General features: G+C 72.6%; 21 protein-coding genes. 11 read left to right on the forward strand and 10 right to left on the reverse strand.

Annotated features, from left to right (window positions below):
- The first annotated feature begins 310 nt into the window (after nt 1–310).
- Nucleotides 311–829, forward strand: a complete 519-nt coding sequence (locus tag OO63_RS02480) for a GNAT family N-acetyltransferase (RefSeq protein WP_030356859.1) — start codon at nt 311–313, stop codon at nt 827–829.
- Nucleotides 830–946: 117 nt separating this feature from the next.
- Here the strand turns inward: OO63_RS02480 and OO63_RS02485 are convergent, their stop codons facing one another.
- Entirely contained in the window at nt 947–2,509 is a 1,563-nt protein-coding gene (locus OO63_RS02485) for an MFS transporter (RefSeq protein WP_199819445.1), read from the reverse strand.
- Here OO63_RS02485 and OO63_RS45850 point away from each other — a divergent pair.
- From OO63_RS45850 to OO63_RS02500, 3 genes are all read left to right on the forward strand, one after another.
- Nucleotides 2,502–2,762: a hypothetical protein gene (locus tag OO63_RS45850; RefSeq protein ID WP_169786590.1), complete on the forward strand. Its 261-nt coding sequence runs from the start codon at nt 2,502–2,504 to the stop codon at nt 2,760–2,762. The two genes, OO63_RS02485 and OO63_RS45850, sit on opposite strands and share 8 nt — an antisense overlap.
- 114 nt (nt 2,763–2,876) lie before the next feature.
- Nucleotides 2,877–6,284, forward strand: a complete 3,408-nt coding sequence (locus OO63_RS02495; RefSeq protein WP_051810455.1) for an AfsR/SARP family transcriptional regulator — start codon at nt 2,877–2,879, stop codon at nt 6,282–6,284.
- A 106-nt stretch (nt 6,285–6,390) separates the two neighbouring features.
- The gene (locus OO63_RS02500; protein ID WP_030356856.1) at nt 6,391–6,930 is read left to right on the forward strand and encodes a calcium-binding protein; all 540 of its coding nucleotides are present in this window, start codon (nt 6,391–6,393) and stop codon (nt 6,928–6,930) included.
- Between the two features lie 55 nt (nt 6,931–6,985).
- Here OO63_RS02500 and OO63_RS02505 read toward each other — a convergent pair whose 3' ends face one another.
- The 6 genes from OO63_RS02505 to OO63_RS02530 form a co-directional block, all read right to left on the reverse strand.
- Nucleotides 6,986–8,224, reverse strand: a complete 1,239-nt coding sequence (locus OO63_RS02505) for an MFS transporter (protein ID WP_030356855.1) — start codon at nt 8,222–8,224, stop codon at nt 6,986–6,988.
- Nucleotides 8,225–8,232: 8 nt separating this feature from the next.
- On the reverse strand, nt 8,233–8,796 hold the full coding sequence (locus OO63_RS02510; RefSeq protein ID WP_030356854.1) for a GNAT family N-acetyltransferase: 564 nt from the start codon (nt 8,794–8,796) through the stop codon (nt 8,233–8,235).
- Nucleotides 8,793–10,007 (reverse strand): type III PLP-dependent enzyme, encoded by a 1,215-nt coding sequence (locus OO63_RS02515; protein WP_030356853.1) that lies wholly within the window; start codon nt 10,005–10,007, stop codon nt 8,793–8,795. The genes OO63_RS02510 and OO63_RS02515 overlap by 4 nt, the downstream gene beginning before the upstream one ends.
- 18 nt (nt 10,008–10,025) lie before the next feature.
- Nucleotides 10,026–11,336 carry a DUF6271 family protein gene (locus OO63_RS02520; protein WP_030356852.1) on the reverse strand — a complete coding sequence of 437 codons (1,311 nt, stop codon included), beginning with the start codon at nt 11,334–11,336 and terminating at the stop codon, nt 10,026–10,028.
- Between the two features lie 14 nt (nt 11,337–11,350).
- Nucleotides 11,351–12,382: a YbiU family protein gene (locus OO63_RS02525; RefSeq protein WP_030356851.1), complete on the reverse strand. Its 1,032-nt coding sequence runs from the start codon at nt 12,380–12,382 to the stop codon at nt 11,351–11,353.
- Nucleotides 12,383–13,365: 983 nt separating this feature from the next.
- Entirely contained in the window at nt 13,366–14,877 is a 1,512-nt protein-coding gene (locus OO63_RS02530; protein ID WP_030356850.1) for a glycoside hydrolase family 3 protein, read from the reverse strand.
- 412 nt (nt 14,878–15,289) lie between these two features.
- Between OO63_RS02530 and OO63_RS02535 the strand changes: the two genes are divergently transcribed.
- The 3 genes from OO63_RS02535 (at nt 15,290) to OO63_RS02545 (ending at nt 21,640) form a co-directional block, all read left to right on the forward strand.
- Nucleotides 15,290–16,618 (forward strand): aromatic ring-hydroxylating oxygenase subunit alpha, encoded by a 1,329-nt coding sequence (locus OO63_RS02535; protein WP_030356849.1) that lies wholly within the window; start codon nt 15,290–15,292, stop codon nt 16,616–16,618.
- A gap of 227 nt (nt 16,619–16,845) precedes the next feature.
- Complete coding sequence (locus OO63_RS02540; protein ID WP_051810456.1) at nt 16,846–18,318, forward strand: hypothetical protein; 1,473 nt, start codon at nt 16,846–16,848, stop codon at nt 18,316–18,318.
- Nucleotides 18,319–18,586: 268 nt separating this feature from the next.
- Entirely contained in the window at nt 18,587–21,640 is a 3,054-nt protein-coding gene (locus OO63_RS02545) for a 3-keto-alpha-glucoside-1,2-lyase-like domain-containing protein (RefSeq protein WP_030356847.1), read from the forward strand.
- Nucleotides 21,641–21,702: 62 nt separating this feature from the next.
- Here the strand turns inward: OO63_RS02545 and thpR are convergent, their stop codons facing one another.
- The gene (gene thpR / locus OO63_RS02550) at nt 21,703–22,299 is read right to left on the reverse strand and encodes an RNA 2',3'-cyclic phosphodiesterase (RefSeq protein WP_030356846.1); all 597 of its coding nucleotides are present in this window, start codon (nt 22,297–22,299) and stop codon (nt 21,703–21,705) included.
- A gap of 139 nt (nt 22,300–22,438) precedes the next feature.
- On the opposite strand from thpR, the gene OO63_RS02555 reads away from it, so the two are divergent.
- Together OO63_RS02555 and OO63_RS02560 are read left to right on the forward strand one after the other, a co-directional pair.
- A complete protein-coding gene (locus tag OO63_RS02555; protein ID WP_030356845.1) occupies nt 22,439–22,906 on the forward strand; it encodes an NUDIX hydrolase in 468 nt (155 codons plus the stop codon).
- A gap of 133 nt (nt 22,907–23,039) precedes the next feature.
- Nucleotides 23,040–23,324, forward strand: coding sequence for a putative quinol monooxygenase (locus tag OO63_RS02560; protein WP_030356844.1), 285 nt, complete (start codon nt 23,040–23,042; stop codon nt 23,322–23,324).
- Nucleotides 23,325–23,351: 27 nt separating this feature from the next.
- Here the strand turns inward: OO63_RS02560 and OO63_RS02565 are convergent, their stop codons facing one another.
- Nucleotides 23,352–24,068 (reverse strand): NAD(P)-dependent oxidoreductase, encoded by a 717-nt coding sequence (locus OO63_RS02565; protein ID WP_030356843.1) that lies wholly within the window; start codon nt 24,066–24,068, stop codon nt 23,352–23,354.
- A 93-nt stretch (nt 24,069–24,161) separates the two neighbouring features.
- On the opposite strand from OO63_RS02565, the gene OO63_RS02570 reads away from it, so the two are divergent.
- The gene (locus tag OO63_RS02570; protein WP_030356842.1) at nt 24,162–24,845 is read left to right on the forward strand and encodes a TetR/AcrR family transcriptional regulator; all 684 of its coding nucleotides are present in this window, start codon (nt 24,162–24,164) and stop codon (nt 24,843–24,845) included.
- Nucleotides 24,846–24,919: 74 nt separating this feature from the next.
- Nucleotides 24,920–25,711 (forward strand): inositol monophosphatase family protein, encoded by a 792-nt coding sequence (locus tag OO63_RS02575; RefSeq protein WP_030356841.1) that lies wholly within the window; start codon nt 24,920–24,922, stop codon nt 25,709–25,711.
- Nucleotides 25,712–25,921: 210 nt separating this feature from the next.
- On the opposite strand, the gene OO63_RS02580 is transcribed toward OO63_RS02575, so the two are convergent.
- Nucleotides 25,922–26,662 carry a dienelactone hydrolase family protein gene (locus tag OO63_RS02580; protein WP_030356840.1) on the reverse strand — a complete coding sequence of 247 codons (741 nt, stop codon included), beginning with the start codon at nt 26,660–26,662 and terminating at the stop codon, nt 25,922–25,924.
- Between the last annotated feature and the right edge of the window lie 184 nt (nt 26,663–26,846).

A 26,846-nucleotide genomic window follows, 5' to 3' on the forward strand; every position in this document is an offset into this window, starting at 1 on the left:
TCGTACCGGAATTCGGGGGAACCGCCCGCCGTGCGGGACGCGACCGTCCTCGCCGTCTGGGCCTGGTCGCCGCGGGCCCGGCTGCTGGCGCTGGGGCCCGGCGTCGCGCGCCCCGTCCTGGATCTTCCCCGCGCGACTCCCCGCCCCCGGCCCGCTGCCCGTCCTGGTCTCCACCGCCGAGGGCCGGGCGGTCGCCCGGGGCCTGGGTCTCACCCCGCTCGGCTCGATCTGGACCGTGCGCCCGGAGGTCACCCACCCGGCCCCGTAATCCTGTTGAGCCCCGGGCTCACGCCCCCGTACGTTCGGCGGCGTGACGAAATCCGCGACTCCCCGCGACCGGGTCCCCGACCTCCCCACGGAGCTGCCGGACCTGGTGCTCAGGGCACTGACCGCCGAGGACGCCGACGCGTACTACGCGCTCCTGGACCGCAACCGGCAGCACCTGAGCAGACTCGGCGACTACCAGGACGAGAGCCGTGCCACCCCGGCCTGGGTTCGCGCGCATCTGGCCGACAACCCCGCCCCCGATCTGCGCTACGGCATCCGCCTTTGCGACGAACTGATCGGCCGCGTCGACCTCATCGCCGTCGACCCGCCGAACTACGGCACCGGCTACTGGATCGACGAGGCCCACCAGGGCGCGGGCCGCGCCACGGCGGCATGCGCGGCGCTGTACGCACACGCGGCGCGCGAACTCGCGGCGACGGACATCTACGCCGGGGTGACGCACGGGAACGACCGGAGCGTGGCGCTGCTCGGGCGCCTGGGCTTCGAGCGGGCGGCGGAGTTCGCGGACTACACGCGATTCCATCTCGCTCTCCAGCGGTGACGGGGGAGGTGGTCGCGTGACGTTGGGCGGCAATAAGGGCGGTGTGGCGGCAATAAGGGGGTGTGGTGGACGCCGCGCATCCGCCGTCCACCACACCACCCCCTCGCCGGTCCGTCGTCAGCGGCCCTCGCCCACGGCGACCTTCGCCTCCGAAGCACCGCCGGACGTCTCTGCGGCTTCGGCGGCCTCCGGGCCCTCGCCCTCGGCCCCCTCCTCGAACCCCGTCCGTACCTGCCGCAGCAGCACCATCGCCACCACCGCAAGCGCCGCCACGATGGCGCCCGCGACCCCGGCGGCGACGTTCAGGCCGCCGGTGAAGGCCTCCCGCGCGGGTTCGAGAAGTTCCGCGCCGAGTGGGCCGGGGAGTTCGTCGGCCACGGCATCCGCGTTGGCGAGCGTGTCGCGGGCCGCGTGCGCGGCGTCCTCCGGGAGTTCCCTGGGAAGGGTGTCGGCTGTCCCGTCGCGGTAGACGGCCGTGACCATGCTGCCGAGACCGGCGATGCCGAGGGCGATGCCGAACTCCATGCCCGTCTCCGACATCGCCGCCGCCGAACCCGCCTTCTCCTGCGGGGCCGAGCCGACCACCAGATCCGTGCCGAGGGCCATCATGGGGCTGATGCCGGTGTAGACGAGGACGAAGCCGGTCACCAGGAGGGGCAGCCCGCCGCCGCTGTCCACCTGCGTGATCAGGGCGTAGCCGACCACTGAGACGAGCAGGGCGCCCCCGACGACGTACCCGGGACGGATCCGCCGGGCCAGCGCCGGAGTCAGCGACGAGGCGACGATCAGCGCGACCGCGGCGGGCAGCAGCCACAGACCGGCCTCGAGCGGCGAGAGCCCCGCGACCAGCTGCAGGTACTGGGTGATGAAGAGGTAGAGCCCGCCCATCACGCCCAGGCCGAGGAGCAGCACGAGCAGCGCGGCGCTGAACGCCCGGTTCCGGAACAGCCGCAGGTCGAGGAGCGGGTCGGTCAGACGGCGCTGACGGAGCACGAAGAGCACGCCGAAGACCGCGCCGGTCAGCAGCGCCGCGACGGCGAGGGCGTCGACGCCGTGCTCGGCGAGCCGCTTGACGCCGTAGATGCCGGGACCCACCGTCGCCAGGGACAGCACCACGCTGGCCGCGTCGACGCGCCCCGCCGCCGGATCCCGGTACTCCGGGAGCAGCAGCGGCGCGGCCACAAGCAGCACGACCATGACGGGCACGCCGAGCAGGAACACCGAACCCCACCAGAACCACTCCAGGAGCAGGCCCCCGAGGACCGGGCCGACGGCGATGCCCACGGAGAAGCACGTGACCCACACGCTGATGGCCACCCCGCGCTGCCGGGGGTCCTTGAACATGTTGCTGATCAGCGCGAGCGTGGACGGCATCAGCGTGGCGCCCGTGAGGCCGAGCAGCGCCCGGGCGACGATCAGCATCTCGGGGCTGGTGGACCACGCCGCAAGAACCGAGGCGAGGCCGAAGCCCAGGGCCCCGGCCATCAGGAGCCTGCGGCGGCCGATCCGGTCGCCCAGCGTGCCCATCGTGACCAGGAAACCGGCGATCATGAAGCCGTAGATGTCGACCGTCCACAGCAACTGGGTGCTGCTCGGCCCCAGGTCGGCGCTGATGTCGGGCACGGCCAGGTTCAGGACGGTCGCGTCGAGCGCCAACAGGACCGTGGGCAGCGTGAGCACGAAGAGGCCGAGCCACTCCCTCGGCCCCGCTCTGCGCTCCGCCTCTGGTGGGGCATCGGAGGTCGCACGTGGCGTGGGGGGCGCGGGCGTCGCGGTGCTCGTGGACGTCGCGACGGCCGCGGAGGCGGACTCCCTCGCGTCGTCCGTCTTCGCCGTCTTCGCCGTCTTCGCCGTCTTCGGTGTGTTCGGTGTGTCCGACGCGGTCATGGTGCGCCTTTCGCAGGGGGTGGAGGGTGCTCCCTCCCGGGCTTGATCGCCGGGGCGGATGTCAGCTTGCGGCAGGGCACTCACGAACCGCTCTCCGTGCGCTCACCGCGCACTCACGCCCGCCATCCCGCTGGTCACAGCGCTGAGTTACCGTGACGTCATGCGATTCGGGGTGCTCGGACCACTGGCCGTGTGGACGGCGGACGGCGACCCGGTCACCGTGCCAGGACCCAAGACCCGCGCCCTGCTGGCCGCGCTGCTCGCGCACGACGGGCGGCCCGTGTCCGCGGACCGGCTGATCGACGACCTGTGGGGCGAGGAGGACCTGCCCGGCAAGCCCGCGGCGGCCCTGCAGACCAAGGTGTGGCAACTGCGGCGCGCCTTCGAGGACGCCGAGCCCCGCGGCCGTGACCTCCTGGCCCTTCAGGAGAGCGGTTATGTGCTGCGCGCGGAACGGGACAGCGTCGACGCGGGCAGGTTCGGCGCGCTGACGGCCCGCGCGCGAGCCGCCGACGACCCGGCCGTCCGCGCGGGGCTCCTGGCGGACGCCCTCGGGCTCTGGCGCGGTACGGCGTACGCGGGCTTCGCGGACATGCCGTGCGCGCGGCCGGTCGTGGCCCGCCTGGAGGAGGCCCGGCTCACGGCGGTGGAGGAGTACGCGCAGGCGCGCCTCGCACTCGGCGCGTACGGCGACGTGGTCGGGGAACTGGACGCGCTCGTCGCGGAGCATCCGCTGCGGGAGCGGCTGCGCGCGGTGCAGATGCGCGCGCTCCACGGCGCGGGCAGGCCGGGCGACGCGCTGGCCTCGTACCGGGAGCTGAGGGTCCGGCTCGCGGACGAGCTGGGGCTCGACCCCGGCCCCGAACTGGTCGGCCTGCACCAGGCGATCCTGGAGCAGGACCCGGCGCTCGGTGGGCCGGTGGTGCCCGCACAGCCCCTCACTCCCGCACCGCCTCTCACTCCCGCACCGCCTGTCACTCCTGCACTGCCTCCCGCTCCCGGTGCGCCTCCCGCTCCGGGTGCGCCTCCCGCTCCCGGCCCGCCTCCCGCTCCCGGCCCCCGCCCCGACCTGCCCGTGCCCCTCACCGAACTCATCGGCCGCCAGGACGCGTTGACCGAGGTGACGTCCCTGCTCGGCTCGGTACGGCTGCTGACGCTGACCGGGGCGGGCGGGGTGGGCAAGACCCGGCTCGCGCTCGCCGTGGCGGAGCAGGCGGCGGACGACTTCCCCGACGGGGTCCGGCTGGTCGAGCTCGCGCCCCGAGGGCGTACGGAACCGGCGGACGCCCCGCACGCCGTCGCGGAGGCGGTCATGGCCGCGCTCGGCATCCGCGAGGAGACCGCATCCGAAACGGCCGCCCCGGGCAGCCCCGCCGCACCGGCCGACCGGCTCGCCGAAGCGCTCGGCGGCCAACGGCTGCTGCTGGTCCTCGACAACTGCGAGCACGTGGTCGACGCCGTCGCCGACCTGGCCTCCGCACTGCTGCACCGCGCCGCCGGCCTGCGGATCCTCGCCACCAGCCAGGAACCCCTCGGCATCCCCGGCGAGGCGATCTGGGCCGTGCCGCCGCTCGACGTGCCCGACCCCGCACGGGACGCGGACGTCGCGGCCGTGGCCCGCGCAGGCGCCGTGCGGCTCTTCGTCGCCCGGGCCACCGCCGCGGCCCCCGGCTTCCGCCTCGACGCGGACAACGCCCACGACGTCGCGACGGTCTGCCGTCGGCTCGACGGCATCCCGCTGGCCCTCGAACTGGCCGCAACCCGCGTACGGGCGCTCGGCGTACGGGAGTTGGTCGCCCGGCTCGACGACCGGTTCCGGCTGCTCGGCACCGGCCACCGGGGCACCCCGCCCCGACAGCAGACCCTGCGCGCGATGATCGACTGGAGCTGGGAGCTCCTGACCGCGCCCGAACAGACCGTGCTCCGCAGGCTCGCCGCGCACACCGACGGCTGCACGCTGGCGGCGGCCGAGGAGGTGTGCGCGGGTGAAGGCCTGCTCCCCGAGGACGTGTTCGACCTGCTCGCCCGCCTCGTGGACCGCTCACTGGTCGTCGCGGCCGACACCGGCGACGGGCTGCGCTACCGGCTCCTGGAATCCGTCGCGCACTACGGCGCGGCCCGCCTGGAGGAGGCGGGCGAGGCCGGACCCGTACGCCGACGGCACCGCGACCACTACCTCGCGCTCGCCGAACGCGCCGCACCCCACCTGCGCGGCCACGACCAGCGGCGCCGACTGCGGCTCCTGGACGCGGAAGCCGCCAACCTCCGCCGCGCCCTCGACGAGGCCGTGCGCGACGGCGCCGAACAGCACGCGCTGCGCCTGGTGAACGCGCTCGCCTGGTACTGGTTCCTGAGGGGGCGCCTCAGGGAGGCCGTCAGATCCCTCGAAGCCGCACTGGGCACGTCCAGCCGGCACGCGGGAACCGCCGCGCCCCCGGAGCCCGTCGTCTCCGCCCGGGCCCGGGCGCGGGCCTGGCAGGCCGGGTTCGCGGTCCTCGTCGGGGACGGCTCCGACCGCACGGAGTGGAACGGGGGCGCCGTCGAACTCTCCAAGGACATCACGGACCGGCGCGAGGGCGCCCGCGCCCAGTGGTTCCTCGGCTTCGCCCTGTTCGGCGTCGGCGACCAGGCCGCCAGCGAGGAACTGATCCGCCTCGCCCTCGACGGATTCCGCGCCCTCGACGACCGGTGGGGCCTCGCCGCGGCCCTGTGCGTCCGCGCCAACCAGGCCCATGTCCGCGGCGACCTCGGCACTCTTGCGGTCGCCGGGCGGCAGAGCGCGGCCCTCTTCGCCGTACTCGGCGACAGCTGGGGGCAGTTGCTCACCGTCGAACCCCTCGCCGGGCTCGCCCAGATGACCGGCGACTACCCGCGGGCCGCACGGCTGCACGAAGAGGGGCTGCGCATCGCCGAGGACCTCGGCCTGTGGCCCGAGGCCGCCGACCAGCTCTGCGGCCTCGGCAGCACCGCCACCCTCACCGGGGACCACGACGCGGCGCGCGCCTTCCACGAACGGGCCATGCGGATCGCCGCCGAGCACAGCTTCAAGCCGGGCGTCATCCGCGCCGAGACCGGCCTCGCCCTCGGCGCCCGCCGCGCGGGCCGCCTCGACGCCGCCGAGACCCAGCTCCGCCACGTCCTCCGGTGGCAGACCCGCATGTCCTTCGAACCGGGCATCGCACTCGTCCTCGCCGAACTCGGCTTCGTCGCCGAACAGCGCGGCGACGCGGCGGCATCCCTGCGCCTCCACCTGGAGGGCTGGGCCGCGGCCCGCAACACCGGCGACGCACGCGCCCTGGCCTTCGCCCTGGAAGGCCTGGCCGGAGCCCACGCCGCCGACGGCCGCCCGGTGTGCGCCGCCGTCCTCCTCGGCGCGGCCCACACGGCGCGGCAATCGGTCGGCATGCCCCTGCCGCCCGCCGAACGCGGGGACGTCGACCGGATCACCGCGGTGGTACGCGCGTCCCTCGACGAGGAGGCGTACGGGGCGGCGCACCGACGCGGGGCCGCCATGACGCCCGAGGAGGCGGTGGCCGCTTGCCGGTCAAAGGCGCGGGCCGTGGCCTGAGCAGGGCTCGGACCATGTCACCCAAGGGGATGAACGGGCGCCACATGCGGGTGACGTCGGCTTCCGCCCCGGTGACAGCGCCGCAGGTCCGGTCGATGCTCGCGTCATGAGCATCCACTACAGGCGTCCGCGCCGTACGACCTTCCACCGGGTGGCCCGACTCGCAGCCGTGACCGCGCTGCTCGCCTGGCCCACCACCGCCTTCGCGGCCCCCGGCGACACGCTGTCCGCGGCGGAGAACTGCGTCGTCAACGGCCGGCCCCAGTCCGGCCCGGAGATCTACGGAACGACCGGCGACGACAACATCCGGTGCGACCGCCTGGTCTCCGGGGACGTCATCTTCGGCCACGACGGCAACGACACGATCCGGGTCACGTTCAACCATGCCGGCGTCATGAACGGCGGCAACGGGGACGACACCATCAGGCTGGAGGAGGCGAGCATCGGCCTGATCCAGGGCGGCGCGGGCAACGACGACGTCATCGTCGCGGTCAACGACGAGATCGACGGCGCCAAGGGCAGGGTCCACGGCAATCCCGGTGACGACGAGATCCAGGTCCTCCTGAACGAGGGCGAAGTCGACGGGGGCGAAGGCAACGACATCTGCCGCGTCAACGAGGGCAGCGTCCTCAACTGCAACCCGTAGCGGCCCCTTCGCTCGCGGTGGGCCACCCCGTCCCCGAGGCAGCCCACCGCCTCCCTCACGCCTTCGCCTCCACCTCCGCTCCCCGCGCCGCGGCCGCGGGCCACCCGATCCGCGCCGCGCACACCGACACCAGCGACGCCGAGACCGCCACCGCCGCCATGCCCCAGACCAGATTCGTGCCGTGGGCGAGGAAACCGATGAGCGGCGGACCCGCGAGCAGGCCCGTCGTGCCCATCGCGGCGACCAGGGCCAACGCCTCCGAACCCTGCCGTGCCGCGGCCACGTACACGCACGGCGTGACGGCCGCGATGCCGAGGCCCATGCAGGCGAAGCCGATCAGGGCCGGTACGACACCACCGGCGAGAAGGGCGAACGCGAGGCCCGCGGCGGCCAGGAGGCTGCCCACGCGCACGACGCGGCCGTCGCCGAAGCGGGTGCGCCAGCCGTCGGCGAAGAGCCGGGCGAGGACCATCATCACGGAGACCACGGCGATGCCGAGCGGCGCGAGGCGCGCCGACGCGTCGGCGACCTCCTTCATGTAGAGCGCCGACCAGTCGTTCATGGCGCCCTCCGCCACGGTGCCGCACACCATGGCGCCGCCCATCCACAGCGTCACGCGGGCGGGCAGGCTCCAACGGCGCCGGGCCTCCTTCCCCGGCGCGTCGGCGCCCGGTCCGGCGGCCCCGTCGGCGGCCGACTCCGCGGCCGCGTCCGCGGGCTTCTCGTCCGGGAGCAGCGCCGGTTGGGCGAACAGCGTCAACAGCAGGACCAGCACGGTGGCGACACCGAAGTGCAGCGCCACCGACGAACTGAGCGCGCTCATGCCGGAGGCGAGCAGCGCGGCTCCCAGTGAACCGGCGCTGAAGGTCGCGTGCAGCTGCGACATGGCGGTCCGGTCGTGCCGGGCCTCGAGCGCGGCGCCCTGCGCGTTCATGGCGACGTTCAGACAGCCGACGCCCACGCCGTCGGCGCACATGACGACGAGGGCGGCCGGGTAGTTGGGCGCGGCGGCGAGGGCGAGCAGGAGCACGCCGAGGAACAGGGCCGACACCAGCGCGAGGCGCCGCGAGCCCCAGCGCCGGGTGAGCGCGGCGACCAGCGGGAAGGACGCCGCGGCGCCCACACCGCAGGCCATCAGGAGCAGCCCCAGCTCGGCCTCGGACAGGTCGAGCCGGGACTTGAGCGCGGGCAGCCTGGCCGCCCACGTGGCGTACTGGAAGCCCAGGACGCAGAACAGCGCCGCGATGGCCAGTTGTGCGCGCCGGAACTCATCGCGAACGAACGATCTTTGCATCAGCGTCTTCAGCCTCTTCGTCCTTCCGGCACCGCCGCGGACATGTAGACCGCGTCCGTGCCGTAACTGCCCGGGAGCGGGATCTCCCGATGGGCCCGGTACCCCTGCGCCGACCAGAAGGTCTCGCTCCCCGCGACGGCGACCAGGGAGATCTGCTCGTACGTCTGCGACCGCGCGGTCGTCGCCAGGTGCCGCAGGAGCCGCCGGGCGAGCCCGCGCCCCCGGAAGTCCTCGGCGACGACGAGGTCGTGCAGGTGCAGATTGTCGGAGGGGAAGGCGGGGGGAGCGGGGGCCTGGGGGGAGCCGGGGTCGGTGCCGGGCGCGGGCTCCTCCGCCCGCGCCAGGTCCGGCGACTCGAACGGCGGATACGGCAGCGCGAGCAGATACCCCGCGGGCCCCTCCGGGCCGTCGAGCACGAAGCAGGTGCTCGGCGAGGCCCGCGCCCGTGACTCCAGCGCGGCCCGGCCCTCCGAGAGCCCGAGCGGCGCGTACACCTCGGCCTCCAGCGCCGCGATGCCGTCCCAGTCGCCGTCGGCGATGTGCCGAAGCCGGATACGTGCGTCGTGGGTCATCGCGCGCGACCTCCCGCCGAGGTGGCGAGGGGCGCGGCGTCGCCCTCGTCGCGTATCCACGTGTAGGGCAGCGGGCCGAAGCCATTGAAGCCCTGCGTGGTGTAGCTCGCCGCGTACGCGCCGGAGGACAGGATCCACACCGGGTCACCCGACGCGACGCTCCGCGGCACCCGCACGAGGCTGCCCTCGTGGCTGTACGCGTCGTCGCTGTCGCAGGTGGGGCCCGCGACGACCGCCGGGACGTAGTCGCTTCCCCGGTATTCGGGGAACACCAGCGTGTATTGGAGCGCGTCCATCTCGTACAGACCGTTGAACTTGCCGCAGCTGAGGTACAGCCAGTGCTGGCGCTCCCCGCTGACCTGCTCGCGCGCGGACAGGCGCGACACATGGGCGCGGACGGCGCCGTGGTCGGCGACGAGATAGCGGCCCGGCTCGATGACGAAGTCCAGCGGCGTCCCGGTGACGGCCCGCAGGCGCTGCATGCCCTCCCTGATCACGGCGAAGATCTTGTCCAGGGGCGGGTCGAGGGGCCTGCCGAAGCGGTCCCGGTAGCCGAGGGCGGGCAGGCCGCCGCCCAGGTTGATGTGGTCGAGGCGGATGCCGCGCCGCTCCAGGGCCGCGAGCACGTCGGCCATGCGGTCGAACGCGGTGCGCCACGCCTCGGCCGTCATCTGCTGGGAACCGACGTGCACGGACAGGCCCGACGGCGTGAGGCCCGAGGCCCGCGCCATCGAGAGTACCCGCAGGGCGTCGGCGGGGGAGCAGCCGAACTTGTGGCTGAGCCCCCACAGGGCGCCCTCGCCGTCGGTGGCGAGACGGCAGAACACGCGCGAGCCCGGGGCGAGCGCCGCGAGCGCGCGGACGTCCTCCACGCTGTCCGTCGCGAAGTCCCTGATGCCGAGGTCGTACGCCTCGGCGATGTGGCGGTCGGACTTGATGGTGTTGCCGTAGTGGATCCGGTCCGCCGGCGTGCCGGTGGCGAGAGCCTGCGCGATCTCGTGCGGGCTCGCCGCGTCGAACCCGGCGCCCCGCCCCGCGAGGCAGGAGAGCACCTCGTCGACCGGACAGGCCTTCATCGCGAACCGGACGGCGACGCCCGGCAGTTCCCGCACCAGGGAGTCGTGCCGGTCCGCGATGCCGGGGAGGTCGTAGACGATCTGGTCCTCCGTCGCGGCCGCCAGGGCCGCCCGCAGGTTGGTCGTTTCGTACATGGTGAATGCCCTGTTCCGCTACGCGTGCCGTCGGCCGAGGCGTGTGGACCGGCTCGCCCGGACCAGCGCCGCCCAGCCCTCGATGAGCAGCGCGAAGTCCTCCATGTCCTGCCGCGCCTCGTCGAGCAGCCGCCCGCGCCGGGGCACGAGGGTGTCGGCGAACGCGGCGTACTTGCCGCCCAGCTTCCGGTAGGAACGATCGAGGGCGTCGAGCCGAGCCACGTTCTCCGCCGTGTCCAACCGGGTGCTCTCCCGGACGAGTTCGGCGATCCGCGGCGCGCGCACCTCGTGGTGCTCGTCGAGCAGGTCCGGCCCGGCCGCCGTCATCTCGGCGTAGACGTGGTTGAGGTACAGCATCGACAGGAAGAACTTCACGAACCGGTTCTGGTACGCGACGAAGCCGGACTCGGTCCTGCGCTCGCCCGTGTAGAAGTTCACGATGTTGCGGTTGTGAACGACCCCGGGCAGCGTGGCGTCGTACACCAGATGCAGCAGGAAGTAGTCGCTGCCGATGGTGTCGGTCGCCGGGGGCAGCGGTACCCGCTCGTGCACTCCGTGGAAGCTGACGTTGCACATGTCGACCCGCATGGGGTCGACGAGGGTCAGGTCGGCGCGGTCGCCCGTGAACGGGTCGTGGCCCGCGCCCCGGAAGGACTCGTCGACCAGCTCCCGCTTCTGCTCCGCGGACCACTCCGACGGCGCCCACAGGCTGACGACGTCGTGGTAGACCTCGCGGTCCAGGTCGCGCATCTCACCGATGTCCACGGACAGTTCACCGATGAACGACGAACCCACGAGCACCACGGGCTTGTCCGCGTGCTCCGCCGCGAGGTCGCTCCCGGTGACGCCCGCGGCCGCGTCGGCCGCGCGCTTGCCGAGGGACATCAGCTCGTGGTGGACGGGGTAGACGGGCTTGCCGCCCAGGACCTGGTAGTCGCTGTCGGAGTCCCTGCGGTGCACCGACGCGCAGCCGAGTGCGGCGGCGATGAGGAACGCCCGGTTGGTGCAGGCGCCGTACGACACGGCGTCGGGCAGCATCAGGTCGAGCAGCAGGTCCTGCTTCACGGCACCCGCCGCGGCGATCACCTCCCGCAGGAAGTCGCGCTGCTCGTCCTCGCCGAGGTGATGGACCACGATCCCGGCGGCGGCGGGCGCCGTCCGGGCGGCGCGGGCGTGCTCGGCGAAGGTCGCGGGTCCTGAGGAGTCAAGGATCAGTACGTGCACCTCGACGTCGAAGGTGCGGGCCGCGTACTCCGCCTCCTGGAGCAGGGCCACGATCATCGCGGTGCACGCCCGGTTGGTGGGCAGGGTCAGGCAGATCTTGCGCATGGCGGTTCTCCGCTTCACCACTGGGCGTTGTCGGGGTGCCAGGAACGGAGGCCGAGGAGCTTCTCGCCGAGCTCGGTGAGTTCGGCCGTGCCGTAGCGCTCGGACTCGTGCTTCGTGGCGTCGCCGACGAGCGTCGCGTTCCAGTCCGGCGTGGACAGGTTCCGCCAGGACTCGACGCGCGACTTGCGCAGCGTGTGGCTCTCCTCGAGCGCCGGCATCATGGAGAGGTACTGCACGGAGCGGACACCGTTGTCAGAGGTGTTGGGGGCGACGCCGTGCGCCAGCATGCCGTTCCAGATCAGCAGGTCGCCCGCCTTCAACTCGGGCCGTACCACCGCGAATTCGGCCCGGTCGGTGTTCGGACGGATCGGGTCGCGGTCCGTGGGCTGGTCCAGCTTCCACCGGTCGAACTGCCGGAACAGCTCCGGTGAGCACTGGAAACCGCCGAGCTCCGGCTGGGTGTCGTGGAGCGCGATGATGCCCTGCACCCGCTGCGGCAGCACCCCGCGCGTGGAGTCGACGTCCCAGTGCAGCTCGATGTCGAAGCCCTCTTCCGTGGGTGCGATCAGCGCGCGGTCACGGTTCTTGACGTTCGGCGGGTTGAGGTTGAGCCGGTCGAGGGTCACCCACAGCTCTTCGCAGTCCCACACGTCGACGAACGCGTCGTAGACCCGCTGCGTCTGGCGGCTGTCCCAGATCAGCTGGTGGTGGTACGCCTCCACGAAGCCGTAGATGTAGAGGTCCCGCTCCAGGTCGGTGCTGAACTCCCGCTCCTCGTACCAGGTGTCGGGCCGGGACCGGTCGAGTCCCTGGAACTCCCAGGTGAAGTCGAGCAGACGGCTCGCGGCCTCGCTGGATATCGCCTCCGGGACCACCACGTAGCCGTAGGTCTGCCAGGAGGCGAACTGCTCCTCGGTGAGGACGCGCAGCGGGTGCGTCTTCTTGATCTCGTTCAGCGGGAACTGCGCCAGGTACGTCTCGCCGTCGGAGCTGAAGTACGGGCGGTCCGACGCGGCTCGGTGCAGGAATTCGTACGGGGTGGACATGCGGGGTCCTCCAGGGCTGCTGGGACGCGGTGAAGGGGCACTTGTGGGCACGGCGAAAGGGCAGGAGGGGGCTGCGGCCCGGCGGTTTCGCGCATGGGGGGAGGCCTCGCGGGAGAGGCGGCGACGAGAACGGCCGAGGCGCTGCCGTCGTCGCGGTCCGGGAGCGACACTGCCCGCCGGACCGGCGGGACCGGGGCGGCACGCGGCGCGGCGGACGCGGGCGTCCGGTCGCGGGGCGTCGCGAAACGACGTGCCCGGGTCGGTCCGAGGTCGGAGTGCGTGCGGGTTCGTTTCCCGCCGACCGCATGGGACGCGGTGTGCGGGGGGGGGGTGGGCGAGAGGGGTGACGGACGGTCGGTGCGGCTGCCGTGGCGTGGGGGTGGTCGGTCCGGGGCCACGGTGGTGGCATGGCGTGCGGATCGCGTCGGCGGATCGCGGGCCGAAGGGTGCTCGGTCGTGGTCCGCCCGGCCGCGCCCTCGGCGAGGTGCGTCCGGGGCGGGCGGCGCGGTGGGAGGAGGGGCAGCGGCGTGGCAGGGCTGCGGGGCACTGTCGTGCCGGTGGCGCGGGCGCCGTGGTGCTCGGTGTCGACAGAGCCGGTGGTGCTACCTCCTCGTACTCGACGCCGCTCCCGGGGCAAGAGGCCCGCGGTGGGCGCGCGATGCCGGTCGCCCCGCTGCGCGGTGGGGGCCCGCACCGGACTCCTGGGTCCGGCGCACACCCTCCCGGAGTGGACTAGACCAGCTTCGGTTTCCACCAAAGATGGACTAGACCAAGGGCGAAGTCAACCCCCGCCCGAACCGGGTGTGTTGCCGCGCCGGTGGCCAGGCGCGCCGCCCGGAAGTGTGCCCTTAAGGGCTGCCCACAAGGGCTTTGCGGGCATGGTGGGAAGGCCTTCCGGACGGCTGCGTGGGCGGCTGCGTCGGGGTCGCGTCGGCGACTGCGGGGAGGCTTGGGGCGGCCTGCCGCCGGGCCGCCCCGGGCTTCAGGAGGCGCCGGCGAGCACCTCGGCGACGGCGATGCCGGAGACCCGCGTGGCGCCGTACGTCGTCACGTGGACCGCGCCGACCTGTTCGCCCGCGGGAACCCCCATCTCCACCACCAGGGCGTCCGGGCGGCGGCGCACCAGGCCCTGGAGCGCCTGGGACATCCACGGGTGCCGGGCCGCGTCACGGACGACGACGATCAGGTCCCGGCCGTTCGCGGGGGCCAGGGCGAGACGGTCGAGGAGGTCGTCCTGTCCGGTCAGTTCGGACTCCGAGATCCGTACGGACGTCGTGCCCGGGCGCAGCGCGCGCAGCGGCTCGCCGACGCCCCACGGGGTGGCACCGTCGACGGCGAGGCTCATGGTGGGGGAGAGCTCGACGACGTGCGGGTCGGCCGCGAGCGGGAGCTCGGCGCCGTTGCCGCTGCGATGCACGCGCACGGCGCGGCGGGCCGCGACCAGGCCGATGTCGGTGGCGTCCGCCTCGGGGTCCGTCTGCCGGGCGAGGGCGGTCGACCAGGTGGCGAACTCGCCCACGCGCGCGGCCGCTTCGGTCAGGCGCTCCTCGGGCAGCGTGCCGTCGAGCACCGCGCGCACCAGGGCGTCGGCGAGGTCGACGGTGGTGGACTCCTCGGCGCTCTCGCCGCCGACGCAGACCGCGTCCACGCCCGCGGCGACCGCGCGGACGGTGGCGCCCGTGATGCCGTACGGGCCGGTCACGGCGCCCATCTCGATGCCGTCGGTGACGACGAGGCCGGTGAAGCCGAGCTGCTCGCGCAGCAGGCCGTTGATGATGGGGGCGCTGAGCGTGGCGGGCATCTCCTCGTCGTGGGCCGGGACGAGCATGTGTGCGGTCATGACGGCGCGGACGCCCGCGTCCATCGCGGCGGCGAACGGCGGCAGGGCGGTCCGGGCGATCTCGTCGGCGTCGGCCGTGAACCGCGGCAGGCCGTGGTGGGAGTCGACGTCGGTGTCGCCGTGGCCGGGGAAGTGCTTGGCACAGGCGGCGACGCCGACGGACTGCAGGCCGCGGATCCAGGCGGCGGTCTGCCGGGCCACCACGTCCGTGCTGGCCCCGAAGGAGCGGACGCCGATGACCGGGTTCATCGCGTTGGAGTTCACGTCGGCGCTGGGCGCGAAGTCCAACGACACGCCGATCGCCCGCAGTTGGCGGCCGATGTCGCGGGCGACCTGCTCGGTGAGCTCGGGGTCGTCGATGGCGCCGAGCGCGAGGTTGCCCGGCCAGGAGGCGCCGGTGCGGGCGCCGATGCGGGTGACGTCGCCGGCCTCCTCGTCGATGGCGACGATCAGGTCCGGGTTCTCGGCGCGCAGGGCCGCGGTGAGGGCGGCGACCTGCTCGGGGCTCTCGATGTTGCGGCCGAAGAGCACGACGGACGCGAGCCCGTCGGCGATCCGGCGGCGCACCCAGTCCGGGGCGGTGGTGCCCGCGAAGCCCGGTTGGAGCACGGAGTTGGCCAGCCGGGTGAGGCGCGGGTGGCTGTCGCTTGCCATGAGGGACCTCCGGAGGAGCGGGGTGCGGGATCGGCGGATCGGCGGATCGGTCGACCGCATCGAAAGCGGTGCGAACGAGGTGGATATTGGCCTATACCAATCAACCGCGTCAAGGAGCCGTTCCATGCCGGTGTGTGCTCAAATGTGCTGCACAGGCAGGGGGTTTGAGGTGATCGCGGAGCGTGGCCGTCCGGTGTTGACCCCCGCCTCCCGTGCCCCGCGCGTCATTCATTGGCCTAGACCTTTACGCGAGAGGGTGAGTTTACGTCGATTGCCTGTCTCTCGTGCATCGGACATCCGGATTGCCCGGGTCAGCCGAAGGATGTACCCGAATGTCGTTCAGCCTGTCGATCCCGCTCCGTCGGCCGCGGCGGAGCATGAAAGGAGATCCCGGACTGAAGGCGGTGCCACGATGCTGCACGACGGACTCACCTCCCCGCGCGACGGAGTCTCCTCCCCGCACGACTCCCCGCACGACTCCCCGCACGACTCTCCGCGCACCTCCCCGTACGACGGACGTCCCTCCCCGCACCACGGATCCCCGCACGGCGCGCTTCCCGCCCTGCTCGGTGAACTGGCCCGGCTCGCCGAGCTGCCCCTGGAGCGCGGCGAGACCCTGCCCGCCCGGGCTTACACCAGCGAGGACTTCCACGAGTTGGAGAAGGACCGCGTTTTCTGCAGCGATTGGATCTGCGTCGGCCATGTCTCACAGGTCGCCGCGCCGGGTGACTATCTGCGCACGGACGACCTCGGGCGGCCCCTGGTCATCACCCGCGACGAGAACGGCGACCTACACGCTCTGTCGAGGGTGTGCCGCCACCGCTTCATGGACGTCCTGCCGCCCGAGACGACCCCTGACCAGGGCTCGCTCAAACGCCTCACGTGTCCGTACCACACCTGGACGTACCGCCTGAACGGCGAGTTCGCGGGGCAGCTCGCGGGCGCGCCCCTGATGAACAAGGTCGAGTTCGACCGCGCCGCCTGCCGCCTTCCCCGGTACCGCCTGGAGGTCTGGCACGGCCTGTTGATGGTCAGCGCGGACCCGGACGCGGCCCCGCTCGCCCCGCAGCTGAGCGCGCTCGAAGCCACGGTGGCGCCGTACGGGATCGAGGACCTGGACGTCGGGTTCACGGCCCGCTGGGACGGCGTCCCCGCGAACTGGAAGGTTGCGTTCGAGAACGGTTCTGAGAACTACCACCACATGGGTGCGCACGCCGACACCCTGGAGCGGATCCTCCCCGGCAAGGACACCGTGGTCGACGAGTGCGAGGGGCGCGGGTTCAGCATGTACACCCCGTTCGCCCCCGACATGGAGATCCCGCAGGGACCGGACGGCATGGACCTGGTCGGCACCCTCATCCCCGGGCTCGGCATGCGCCAGCTCTCCGGCATGACGGTCGCGGGCGTCTTCCCGAACATGGTGATGGCCCTGATGCCCGACAGCGTGGCGTTCGCACGCTGGATCCCGAGGGGCCCGGGCGCCCATGACGCGGTCTTCACCGTCCTGGTCCCCGCGGAGGCCAAGCAGCGGCCCGGCTACGACGCCTATGTGGAGGCGTCCCGACAGCAGATCGAGGTCATCCAGGCGGAGGACGTGGTGGCGGTGCGCGGTGTGCAGCGCGGCCTGGCCACCGATCCGGCGCCGTCGGGGGGCCGCTTCTCACATCTGGAGCGTCCGCTGTGGCAGTTCCAGCGGTATCTGGCGGAGCGCCTGGCGGGGGTGGGTGCCGTGACGTCCTGAGCCGGAGGTGAGGTGCCGGCCGGGTGACCGTGGAGATCGTCATGGGGTGACCATGGGGATGGGTCCGGCGCCGCGGGGATCGGTCCGGGGCCCCGGGGATCGGTCCGGGCCCGCCGCGGAGATCAATATGAACGCAATCCCCGAGCCCTCGTACGCCACTTCACCGGTGCCTAGCATCGAGCCCTCCGCGCGAGGGCCGCGCCTGGAGGCCCGGGGAAGGACGACTCATGGGCAACTGGCTGACCGCACGACGACCACGCCGTGCACGCACGTCCCACCGGAGGGGGCACGCCGCCGTCCTCGCCGGTGGCATGGCCGTGGTCCTCGCGGCGGGCCTCGCGGGACCCGCGCCCGCCACCACGGCCGACCCCGGAGGTCCCCGCCCCACGGACTGCCCGGAGAGCGTGGGCACGAAGGCCGCCTGCTACACCGGCAGGGACGGCAACGGCGCGTACTACACCATCGCCGTCCCCCGAAACTGGAACGGCTCACTGGTCCTGCACGCCCACGGCGGCCCCGACCTCGGCGCCCGGTCCGACCCACAGCGCAGCGTGGACGACCTCGACCGCTGGTCGGTGATGGTGGCCGAGGGGTACGCCTGGGCGGGCTCGTCCTACCGCCGGGGCGGCTACGGCACGCGCATGGCGGCCGCGGGCACCGAGAACCTGCGCAAGCTGTTCGTGCGCGAGTTCAAGAAGCCGCGGAAGACCTACCTGCACGGCCAGTCCTGGGGAGGTGATGTCGCCGCCAAGGCCGTCGAGACCTACGGCTCGCGCGGCGGACGGCCCTACGACGGCGCGCTGCTCACCAACGGCGTCCTCGGCGGCGGCTCGCGCGGCTACGACTACCGCGTGGACCTGCGCGTCGTCTACCAGTACTACTGCCAGAACCACCCCCGGCCGTCCGAGCCCCAGTACCCGCTGTGGAGCGGCCTGCCGAAGGACTCCACGATGACCGGCGCCGACCTGGAGGCCCGGCTCCAGGAGTGCACCGGTCTGGGCGCGGCGCCCGCCGGCCGCACGGCCCGACAGGAGCGCAACCTCGACGACATCCTCGCCGTCACCCGGATCCCGGAACGCTCCCTGGCATCCCATCTGAAGTTCGCGACCTTCACCTTCCGCGACATCGTCGACAAGCGCCTCGGCGGCCGCAACCCCTTCAGCAACAAGGGCGTGCGCTACACCGGCTCCCACGACGACAAGGCCCTCAACGCCGGGGTGCGGCGGTTCTCGGCCGATCCCGACGCGGCCCGCGACCTCTCCTACGACAGCGACCTCACGGGCAAGGTCACGATCCCCGTGCTGACGCTGCACGCGATCGACGACCCGACGGCCTTCGTCGAGCACGAGGCGGCCTACCGCGCCTCGCTGCGCGGAGCGGGCCGGGACCGGCATCTGGTGCAGACGTTCACGCGGGAGGACGAGCACAGCGGGCTGAGCGCGGCCGAGTACGCCAACTCCCTTGCCGCACTGGACACCTGGGTGCGCAAGGGCAGGAAGCCCACCCCGGCGTCCGTGGCCGCGTCCTGCCCGGCCTTCGACGCGACGTACGGCACGGGCTGCTTCTACGATCCCCGCTTCGTGCCGCGGGAGTACGCGTCACGGGTGCGGGCGCGCCCCGGCGGTCACTCCTGGCCCGCGATGACGGCGGCGCGGGAGCGGAGTTGGGGGCGGATCCCGGGCGTGGGCATCGCTCCCTGACCGCGGGGCCGGTGACGACTGCGTGCCCGGTGGGGCGGGGGAGGCCGCGCCCCCGCCCCACCGGTTCCACGGGCCGCGCTTTGTCCTCCCGCGAGAAAAAGTTGCGTTCCCTGTCGCGCAAGGGGTTCCGGGTTCGATGAAAGCTGACTAGCGTCCCGCCCCAAGTCACCCGCACGCGCCCGGAGCCCCGGTGGCGCCGGATGCCCCCCCCGCGCACAGGTGGCCGGAACGCCAGGTCCCTTCGCCTCATCACCTGCCGGGAGCAGCAATGAGCGCACGGTCGTACCGAAGATTCCGTACTCGCTTGAGCTTATTGGCCGTCGGATCCCTCCTCGCCGGACTCACCGGGGCCACGGGAGTCACCGGAGCCGCCTGGGCGGCCCCCGCCCAGGCCCCGGCCGCCCCCGCCGCCGACGACGACCCGAGCCCCTTCGTCGAACTCCCGCCCCAGGAGCCAGGGGTCACCCAGCGCGTCTACGACATGCAGCAGCCCCTGAACAAGCTGTGCGAGCTCAAGCCCGGCCAGACCCCGAACGTCGACGAGTTGAAGCCGGTCGTCGACTGGAAGGAGGCCGCGGACTTCGGCGGCCTCGCCGACAACTTCGTCTCGCACACCATCGCCAACCTGAACGTCCCGCAGGACGGCACCTACACCTTCCGCCTCACCAGCGACGACGGCTCCCGGCTGCTGATCGACAACAAGCGGGTCATCGACCACGACGGCCAGCACGGGCCGAGCCCCAAGGACGGCACGGTCGAGCTGACGGCCGGGTACCACGCCCTGCTCATCGAGCACTTCGAGGCGGGCGGCGAACAGCAGGTCACGCTCTCCTGGAAGCCGCCGGGCGCCGGTGACTTCGCCGTCGTGCCGAACTCGGTCCTGAGCACCGACAAGGGCGTCGTGCGCGTCACGGCGCCGGGACGCAAGGAGTGCGCGGGCTCCACCGAGACGCCGGGCGACGGCCTGCCGCTGAACGGCGTCCACCCCGACTACCGGCTCACCGACCTCAGGCCGAAGGGCTTCGAGCCGCAGGTCTCCGCGATGGACTGGCTGCCCGACGGCCGCCTCGCCGTGGCCACGTGGGGCGGCACCGACAACACCAAGGGCGAGGTCTACCTCCTCGACCACGTCACCGGCAGCACCGGGCCCGAGAAGGTGACCACCAAGAAGGTCGCCGAGGGCCTCAAGGAGCCGATGGGCCTCAAGTACGTCGACGGCTCCCTCTACGTCTCCCAGAAACACGAGCTGACCCGGCTGAAGGACGACGACGGCGACGACGTCACGGACGCCTACGAGACCGTCGCCACCTGGCCGTTCGGCAAGAACTTCCACGAGTTCGCCTTCGGCCTGCTCTACCGGGACGGCTTCTTCTATCTGAACCTGTCCGTCGCCATCAACCTCGGCGGCGCCACGACCGATCCGCAGCCCGCGAAGAACCGCGGCACCACCATCAAGGTCAACCGCGCGACCGGCGAGGTCTCCTACGTGGCGGGCGGCCTGCGCACCCCCAACGGCATCGGCTGGGGACCCGACGGCGAGCTGTTCGCCACCGACAACCAGGGCGGCTGGCTGCCGTCGTCGAAGCTCCTGCACGTCAAGCAGGGCCGTTTCTTCAACCATCACATGAACCCCGACGGGCCGTTCGACGACAAGCCCGTCACACGGCCCGTGCTGTGGCTGCCGCAGAACGAGATCGGCAACTCGCCGAGCACCCCGATCCTCCTCAAGGAGGGCACCTTCGCGGGGCAGCTGCTGTTCGGCGACGTGACGTACGGCGGCGTGCAGCGGGCGTCCCTGGAGAAGGTCGGCGGCGAGTACCAGGGAGCGGTCTTCCGCTTCACACAGGGCCTGGAGGCCGGGGTCAACCGGATCAGCACGGGCCCCGACGGCGCCCTGTACGCGGGTGGTCTGGGCGCCGGGGGCAACTGGGGCCAGCCGGGCAAGCTCAAGCACGGCCTGCAGAAGCTGACGCCCCAGGGCGACGACGCCTTCGACATCAAGGCCATGCGGGCCACACGGACCGGCTTCGAGATGGAGTACACCAAGCCGGTGTCCCAGGCGACGGCCGAGAAGCTCGCCGCCCGCTACCAGGTCGCGCAGTGGCGCTACGTACCGACCGCTGCCTACGGCGGCCCCAAGGTGGACGAGGAGACCCTGCCGGTGCGCGCGGCGACGCTGTCGTCCGACCGCAAGAAGGTCACCCTGGAGATCCCGGGCCTGAAGTCCGACCGGGTCGTCCATGTGCGTTCGCCCCGCCCCTTCACCGCCGAGGGCGGCAAGAGCCTGTGGTCCACCGAGGCGTGGTACACCCTGAACCGCATCCCCGGCGTGAAGCCCGCCCCGCAGTCCCTGTACGAGGCGGAGGAGGCCCGGCTCGACGGCGGCGCCAGGACGAACAACAACCACGGCGCGTACTCCGGCAGCGGCTTCGTCGACGGCTACGGCACCAAGGGCGCCGCCACCACCTTCGACGTCCGGGCGAAGAAGGCGGGCACCTACGACGTCGGCCTGCGCTACGCCAACGGCCCGTATCCGGAGGCGGGGACGAAGACCTTGAGCGTCCACGTCAACGGCGAGAAGGTGCGGCAGGTGAAGCTCCACTCCACCGGCACCTGGGACAAGTGGTCCACGCGGACCGAGCGCCTGAAGCTGCGGGCGGGCGCCAACACCATCACGTACCGCCATGACGAGGGAGACACCGGCCACCTGAACCTCGATCTCCTGTCCGTCCACCCGCAGGGCGCCAGGACCACCCTCTTCGACGGCGCCGACCGCTCGCCCTGGCAGCACACCGACGGCCGCACCCCGCAGTGGCCGCTCGTCGGGGACCGCGCGATGGAGGTCTGCTGCGGCGACATCCGCACCAAGCAGGCGTTCCAGGACTTCAAGCTGCACGTCGAGTTCTGGCTGCCGAAGCTGCCGCCGGACGTGACCGGCCAGGACCGGGCGAACAGCGGCGTCTACCTCCAGGAGCGCTACGAGATCCAGATCCTCGACTCCTACGGCGACGACTCCCCGGCCGACGACGAGGCCGGAGCGATCTACAAGAAGAAGGCCCCCGACACCAACGCGGCGAAACCACCCGAGAGGTGGCAGACCTACGACATCACCTTCCGCGCCGCCCGCTTCGACGACAGCGGCAAGAAGACGGAGGACGCGCGCGTCACCCTGGTGTGGAACGGCGTGAAGGTCCACGACAACGTGGCGATCGACGGGCCGACGGGAGCGGGGGACCCCGAGGGCCCGACGGCCGGCGCCATCCGGTTGCAGGACCACGCGAACGCGGTGCGGTACCGGAACATCTCGGTACAGCCGCTGTAGGCCTCGCGGTCCACGCGAGCCCGGTGGCGCGTTCGGCCGTCACGGCCGAACGCGCCACCGGGCTAACCGGTGTGAGGACGCTCGCCGTCGAAGCTCCAGGCGTCGACGTCCCGGTAGCGGATGGGACCCGGACCGCGGCCGAAGTTGCTGGCGACCAGGTGGAGACGCTCCGCCTGCCAAGGACGGCCGGTGAAACCGCTCAGCCCCGCTGCGGCCTCGACCGCGCACGAAGGCGTGTCGCGGCGGGCCCGGGCCAGCGTCAGATGGGGCCGCAGCGGCCGCTCCGCGAAGCTGATGCCGCACTCCTTGACCACGGCACGCACGTCGGCGGCGAGCAGCCGCAACTCGTCGAGGTCGCCCCCGATGCCGCTCCACAGCACCCGCTCGTCGAAGTGCCCGCCCCCGCGCAGCGCCAGGGTGAGCGGGCGGCGGGCCGCCGCGAGGTCCGCAAGCGGCGGCCGCAGCACCGGAATCGCCGTGGGCGGGACCTCCCCGAGGAACGCCAGGGTGATGTGCCAGTCCTCGATGCGGTTCCAGCGCATCCGCGGGTGCGCGCGGTAGGCGGGACCGAGTTCCCTGGCCAGTTCCTGCTTCGCGTCGTCGGGCGGGGAGAGCGCGATGAACACACGCACGGTCTCGGGTTGAATCTCTGGGTTCACAGGGAGTTCGTACCGCACCTGGGTGACACGGCCGCTGTCGGCCCTGCCCCGACGCCTGAGCGAGCCGCGTCCCACCCCGCTCCGGTGCCGACGCGGGCGTAAGGTCCGGTGCCATGCAGCCCCCACTCCACCCGCCGTCATGACCGGCCGCCGCAGCGCAGGACTGCTCCTCCACCGCTGCCCGGGCCCGGCGCCCGAGGTGCTCGTCGGCCACATGGGCGGACCGTTCTGGGCGCGCCGTGACCGGGCGGCCTGGTCGATTCCCAAAGGTGAGTACGGCGACGACGAGGAGCCGTTGGCCGCGGCGGTGCGCGAGTTCGAGGAGGAGCTGGGCCTGCCCGCCCCCGCCGGGCCCTATCTGCCGCTCGGCGAGGTGCGGCAGGCGGGCGGCAAGACCGTGACCGTCTGGGCCGTCGAGGCCGACCTCGATCCGGAGGCGGTGGTCCCGGGCACGTTCCGGATGGAGTGGCCGCGCGGGTCGGGCCGCGTCCAGGAGTTCCCGGAGCTCGACCGGGTGGCGTGGCTGCCGCTTGACCGGGCGGAGGAGAAGCTCGTGGCGGGGCAGCGGGTGTTCTTGGAGAGGCTGGCCGCGCTGCTGATGGTGTGACCTGAGCACCGATGAATCTCGTGATCCGCAGCGGTCCTTGTCTCCAGTGGGCGTGCCGGTAGCCAGTCACGCCGCACATCACCGTCGAACGAGTAGCCGCGAAGCAACGAGTAGCCGCGAAGCGAGGAGTGCCGTGATCATCATTGCCGGGAAGTTGTGGGTGGACACTGCTGACCGTGACGTGTATCTGGCCGGATGCTCGAAGGTCGTCGAGCAGGCCCGTGCCACCGCCGGTTGCCTTGATTTCGCCCTGACGGCCGACCTGATCGAGCCGGACCGCATCAATGTGTACGAGCGCTGGGAGACGGACGAGGCTCTCGCCCGCTTCCGTGGCGCGGGTCCGGAACCCGAGCAGTCGGCTCGGATCCGTGACGCGGAGGTGAGCAAGTACCGGATCTCCGGCGTCGAGGCGCCGTAGGTCCTGGGTCTGTCCGTCACGATCGGCCTAGGCGGGGTCGCGCGTGTCCCCGGCGTGGGCGAGGGCGCTGGGCGTGCGGCGGCCGACGATCGCCGGGGCCTCCTGGACGAGCGCGTCGTCGGTGAGCGCCTCGACCATGAACAGGGCGAAGTCCACCCGGCGGGTCAGATCGCTGGCCAGTACCGGGTCGCCGACGTGTCGGCTCCACACGGGCAGGCCCTGACTCTCGCCCTCCTCCAGGGAGCTGCCGCGCACCACGGTCCAGCGGGTGTCGCTGGCGAACACCCGGCGGCACGCCTCCACCTGGTCGTCGATCTCGACGGCACGCACGAGCTTGCCGAGGAAGGTGGCGACCCGGACGCCCAGCGTGAACTTCCGGGAGTACCGGTCCTTGCCGTCGCGCGTGATGTGCCAGCCGCAGGAGAAGACCAGGCGCGCACCCGGCCGCGCGTGGTCGAGGACCGCCTGCGCCGTCCCCGACGCGTACTGCCGCACACCCCAGGGCACGAGGACCGTCAGGACCCCGTCGCACCCGGCGACCGCCCGCCGGATCACCTCCGGGTCGTTCGTGGGCCCGGGGACGACGGTGATGCGGCCCTCCAGCGCGGCCAGCTTCGGCACGCTGCGCTCCCGGCACACGCCGACCACCTCGTAGCCACGCTCCAGCGCGTGCCGGACCATGTACTGCCCGAGCTTCCCCGAAGCCCCGATGACGCAGATCTTCCGCACGTGATCCGTACCCATGGCCCAGCCCCTCGCCGGAATGCGTACCTTATGTTGTAAGGCAAGCTAGCCTTATGCTGTAAGGCAGTCAAGGGAAGCGATCGGGAGGTACGCATGCCTGAGCCGGGCAAGGGGCGGCGCGGGACTCGGGCGCGCCTGCCGCTGAGCCGCGAGCGCGTGATCCGTACGGCGGTGGCGATCGCGGACGAGAAGGGCTCGGCGGCGCTCACCATGCGGGCCATCGCCGCACCGCTGGGCGTCGAGGCGATGTCGCTCTACCACCACGTCGCGGGGCGGGAGGACGTCCTCGACGGCATGGTGGACGCGGTGTTCGGCGAGATCGACCTGCCCCCGGACGGCATGGACTGGAAGAGTGCCATGCGCCACCGCGCGGAGTCCGCCCGCACCGCGCTCCGGCGCCACCCCTGGGCCGTCGCCCTGATGGACTCCCGGTCCCGGCCCGGCCCCGCGACCCTGCGCCACCACGACGCCGTCATCGGCGCGTTGCGCGCCGGAGGGTTCTCCGTCGCCATGACGGCGCACGCCTTCTCCCTGATCGACAGCTACCTGTACGGCTTCGTGATCCAGGAGTTGAGCCTGCCGTTCAGCGGCTCGGCGGAACTGGGCGAGGTCGCGGGCGCCATCCTCGACGAGATGGCCGCCGACGCCTACCCTCACCTCACCGAGCTGGCCACCGAGCACGCCCTCAAGCCCGGATACGACTACGCCGACGAGTTCGCCTTCGGCCTCACCCTCATCCTGGACGCCCTGCACCCCGACGAGAGCGCGAGAACCTAGCTTCGCGAGCGCCGGCCTCCGGACCTTTCACCGGCTCTGGGAGGCGTACGGCGGGCGGCGATAGTCTGCGCCGCATGATCAACTCGTATGTGGATGCTGCGGATGTCGAGGTCGCGACAGCCGGGGCGAGCGCCGGTGCGGACGTGGTGCGCACCCTGTACGGCCGGCGGCTCTCCCGGATCGACAAGGGCGAGGGGGACTTCGCGACCGCCGCCGACGTGCAGGCGGAGCAGGCGATCCTCGACCTCATCCGCGCCGCGCGGCCCGAGGACGCGGTGCTCGGCGAGGAGGGCGGGCAGCACGGCGCCGCCGACGCCGCGCGCCGGTGGCTGGTGGACCCCCTGTGCGGCACGTTGAACTACGCCGTCGGCAACATGCTCGTCGCCGTCAATGTGGCGTTGCGCGACGGAGCGGCGGCCGTGGCCGACCCGTTCAGCGGCGAGGTGTTCTGCACCGACGGCACGTCGGCCTGGGTGCGGCAGGACGGTGTCGACACCCCGCTGGCGCCCACGCCCGCCACCCGGTTGGTGGACGTCAACCTGGACCCGCCGTTCCCGAGCGCCCCCGGGTTCCGGGCCGTCGACCTGCTGGCCCGCCCCGACTTCGGCGGGCGGTTCCGGCCGCGGGTCGTGTCCACGACGCTGGCACTGGCGTGGGTCGCGGCGGGCAAGCGGGCCGCGTACGTCACCGACGGCGGCGACCTGTCGGGGAGCGTGCACTTCGCGGCCGGTATCGCCCTGTGCCGGGCCGCGGGCTGCGTCGTCACCGGGGTCGACGGCGGTCCGGTCGGGCAAGGGGGCCGCGGCCTCGTGGCGGCGGCGGACGCCGAGACCCATGGGCTGCTGATGTCGATGATCCGCGGCTGAGGCGGACGCCGGACGTCTCGGCGCCGCCCGGCGATCGTCGCCTCGATGCCGGTGAGCGCGGCGGCGCTGCTTGCGAACGGGTGCTGACGCGATCGGGGTGGCTGTGCGGCTGCCGCACGCCGCCCGTCAAGGAGGGCCCGGGCCTGTCCTCGACGAGCGGCACGCGGGCCGATCTCAGCTACCGCCCGCTGCCGCTCGGACGGCCCGGCCTCACTTCAGATGCCGGTTGAAGAACTGGCCCGCGGCGTCCCCCGCGAACCGCGGGACGCCGGTGTGCCCGCCCATGTTGGCGTTGAGGGTCTTCTCCTTGGAACCGAAGGCGTCGAACAGGTCAAGGGCCGCCTGCCGGTCGTTGCCTTCGTCGTCCCACTGCAGCAGGACGTGCAGCGGAATGGTGACCCGGCGGGCCTCCTCGAACATGGCGCGGGGGATGAAACTTCCCGCGAACAGAACGGCGGCCGAGAGGCGCGGCTCGACCACCGCGAGGCGGGTCCCGATGGAGATCACTCCGCCCGAGTACCCGACCGGGCCGCCGATCTCGGGCAGCGAGAGGAGGGCGTCGAGGGCGGCCTGCCATTCGGGTACCGCCCGCTCGACCAGGGGGAGGATGAGCGCGTCGATGATCTCGTCGCCGACCGGCTCGCCGGCCCGCATCGCCCGGCGCAGGTCGGCGACGGCCTGTTCGGCGGCGGGCCAACGGGGCCGGTCGCCGCTTCCGGGAAGCTCGATGGTGGCCGTGGCGAAGCCGTCGGCCGCGCAGTGCAGGGCCCGGGCCGCCAGTCGGGGGTACACCGTGCGCAGCCCGAGCGGAGGAGGGCTGAGCAGGATCAGCGGCGCCGGTGCGGATGTGGACGCGGATCCCGGTGTCCACAGGATGCCGGGGATCTCGCCGAGGGTGAATTCGCGTTCGAGGACGCCGTCGTCGAGGCGCTGCTCGGAGGTGAAGTGCACGGTCGTGCCTTTCGGGAGGCTCAGAAACGGCGCTCCCGGACGACCTGTCGCCCGACCGTGACCCCGGAGGGGAGCACCCATGTCGATTCTGCGTTCACGGGTACCACCTCCTCGTTCTCTCGCACGGCCTCCCGGAAGGTAGCAGCGGTCGCCGTGGCCCGCCAACGGGTTTTCGGCGGCGACT

Source organism: Streptomyces alboflavus (genome assembly GCF_000716675.1).
GTDB lineage: Bacteria > Actinomycetota > Actinomycetes > Streptomycetales > Streptomycetaceae > Streptomyces > Streptomyces alboflavus.

Coding starts and splice junctions, on each gene's coding strand:
- OO63_RS02535 (WP_030356849.1), top strand. CDS start 15,290: ATGCTGCACGACGGACTCACCTCCCCGCGCGACGGAGTCTCCTCCCCG.
- OO63_RS02545 (WP_030356847.1), top strand. CDS start 18,587: ATGAGCGCACGGTCGTACCGAAGATTCCGTACTCGCTTGAGCTTATTG.
- OO63_RS02530 (WP_030356850.1), bottom strand. CDS start 14,877: ATGGCAAGCGACAGCCACCCGCGCCTCACCCGGCTGGCCAACTCCGTG.
- OO63_RS02575 (WP_030356841.1), top strand. CDS start 24,920: ATGATCAACTCGTATGTGGATGCTGCGGATGTCGAGGTCGCGACAGCC.
- OO63_RS02570 (WP_030356842.1), top strand. CDS start 24,162: ATGCCTGAGCCGGGCAAGGGGCGGCGCGGGACTCGGGCGCGCCTGCCG.
- OO63_RS02555 (WP_030356845.1), top strand. CDS start 22,439: ATGACCGGCCGCCGCAGCGCAGGACTGCTCCTCCACCGCTGCCCGGGC.
- OO63_RS02510 (WP_030356854.1), bottom strand. CDS start 8,796: ATGACCCACGACGCACGTATCCGGCTTCGGCACATCGCCGACGGCGAC.
- OO63_RS02495 (WP_051810455.1), top strand. CDS start 2,877: ATGCGATTCGGGGTGCTCGGACCACTGGCCGTGTGGACGGCGGACGGC.
- OO63_RS02505 (WP_030356855.1), bottom strand. CDS start 8,224: ATGCAAAGATCGTTCGTTCGCGATGAGTTCCGGCGCGCACAACTGGCC.
- OO63_RS02540 (WP_051810456.1), top strand. CDS start 16,846: ATGGGCAACTGGCTGACCGCACGACGACCACGCCGTGCACGCACGTCC.
- OO63_RS02520 (WP_030356852.1), bottom strand. CDS start 11,336: ATGCGCAAGATCTGCCTGACCCTGCCCACCAACCGGGCGTGCACCGCG.
- OO63_RS02500 (WP_030356856.1), top strand. CDS start 6,391: ATGAGCATCCACTACAGGCGTCCGCGCCGTACGACCTTCCACCGGGTG.
- OO63_RS02565 (WP_030356843.1), bottom strand. CDS start 24,068: ATGGGTACGGATCACGTGCGGAAGATCTGCGTCATCGGGGCTTCGGGG.
- OO63_RS02525 (WP_030356851.1), bottom strand. CDS start 12,382: ATGTCCACCCCGTACGAATTCCTGCACCGAGCCGCGTCGGACCGCCCG.
- OO63_RS02515 (WP_030356853.1), bottom strand. CDS start 10,007: ATGTACGAAACGACCAACCTGCGGGCGGCCCTGGCGGCCGCGACGGAG.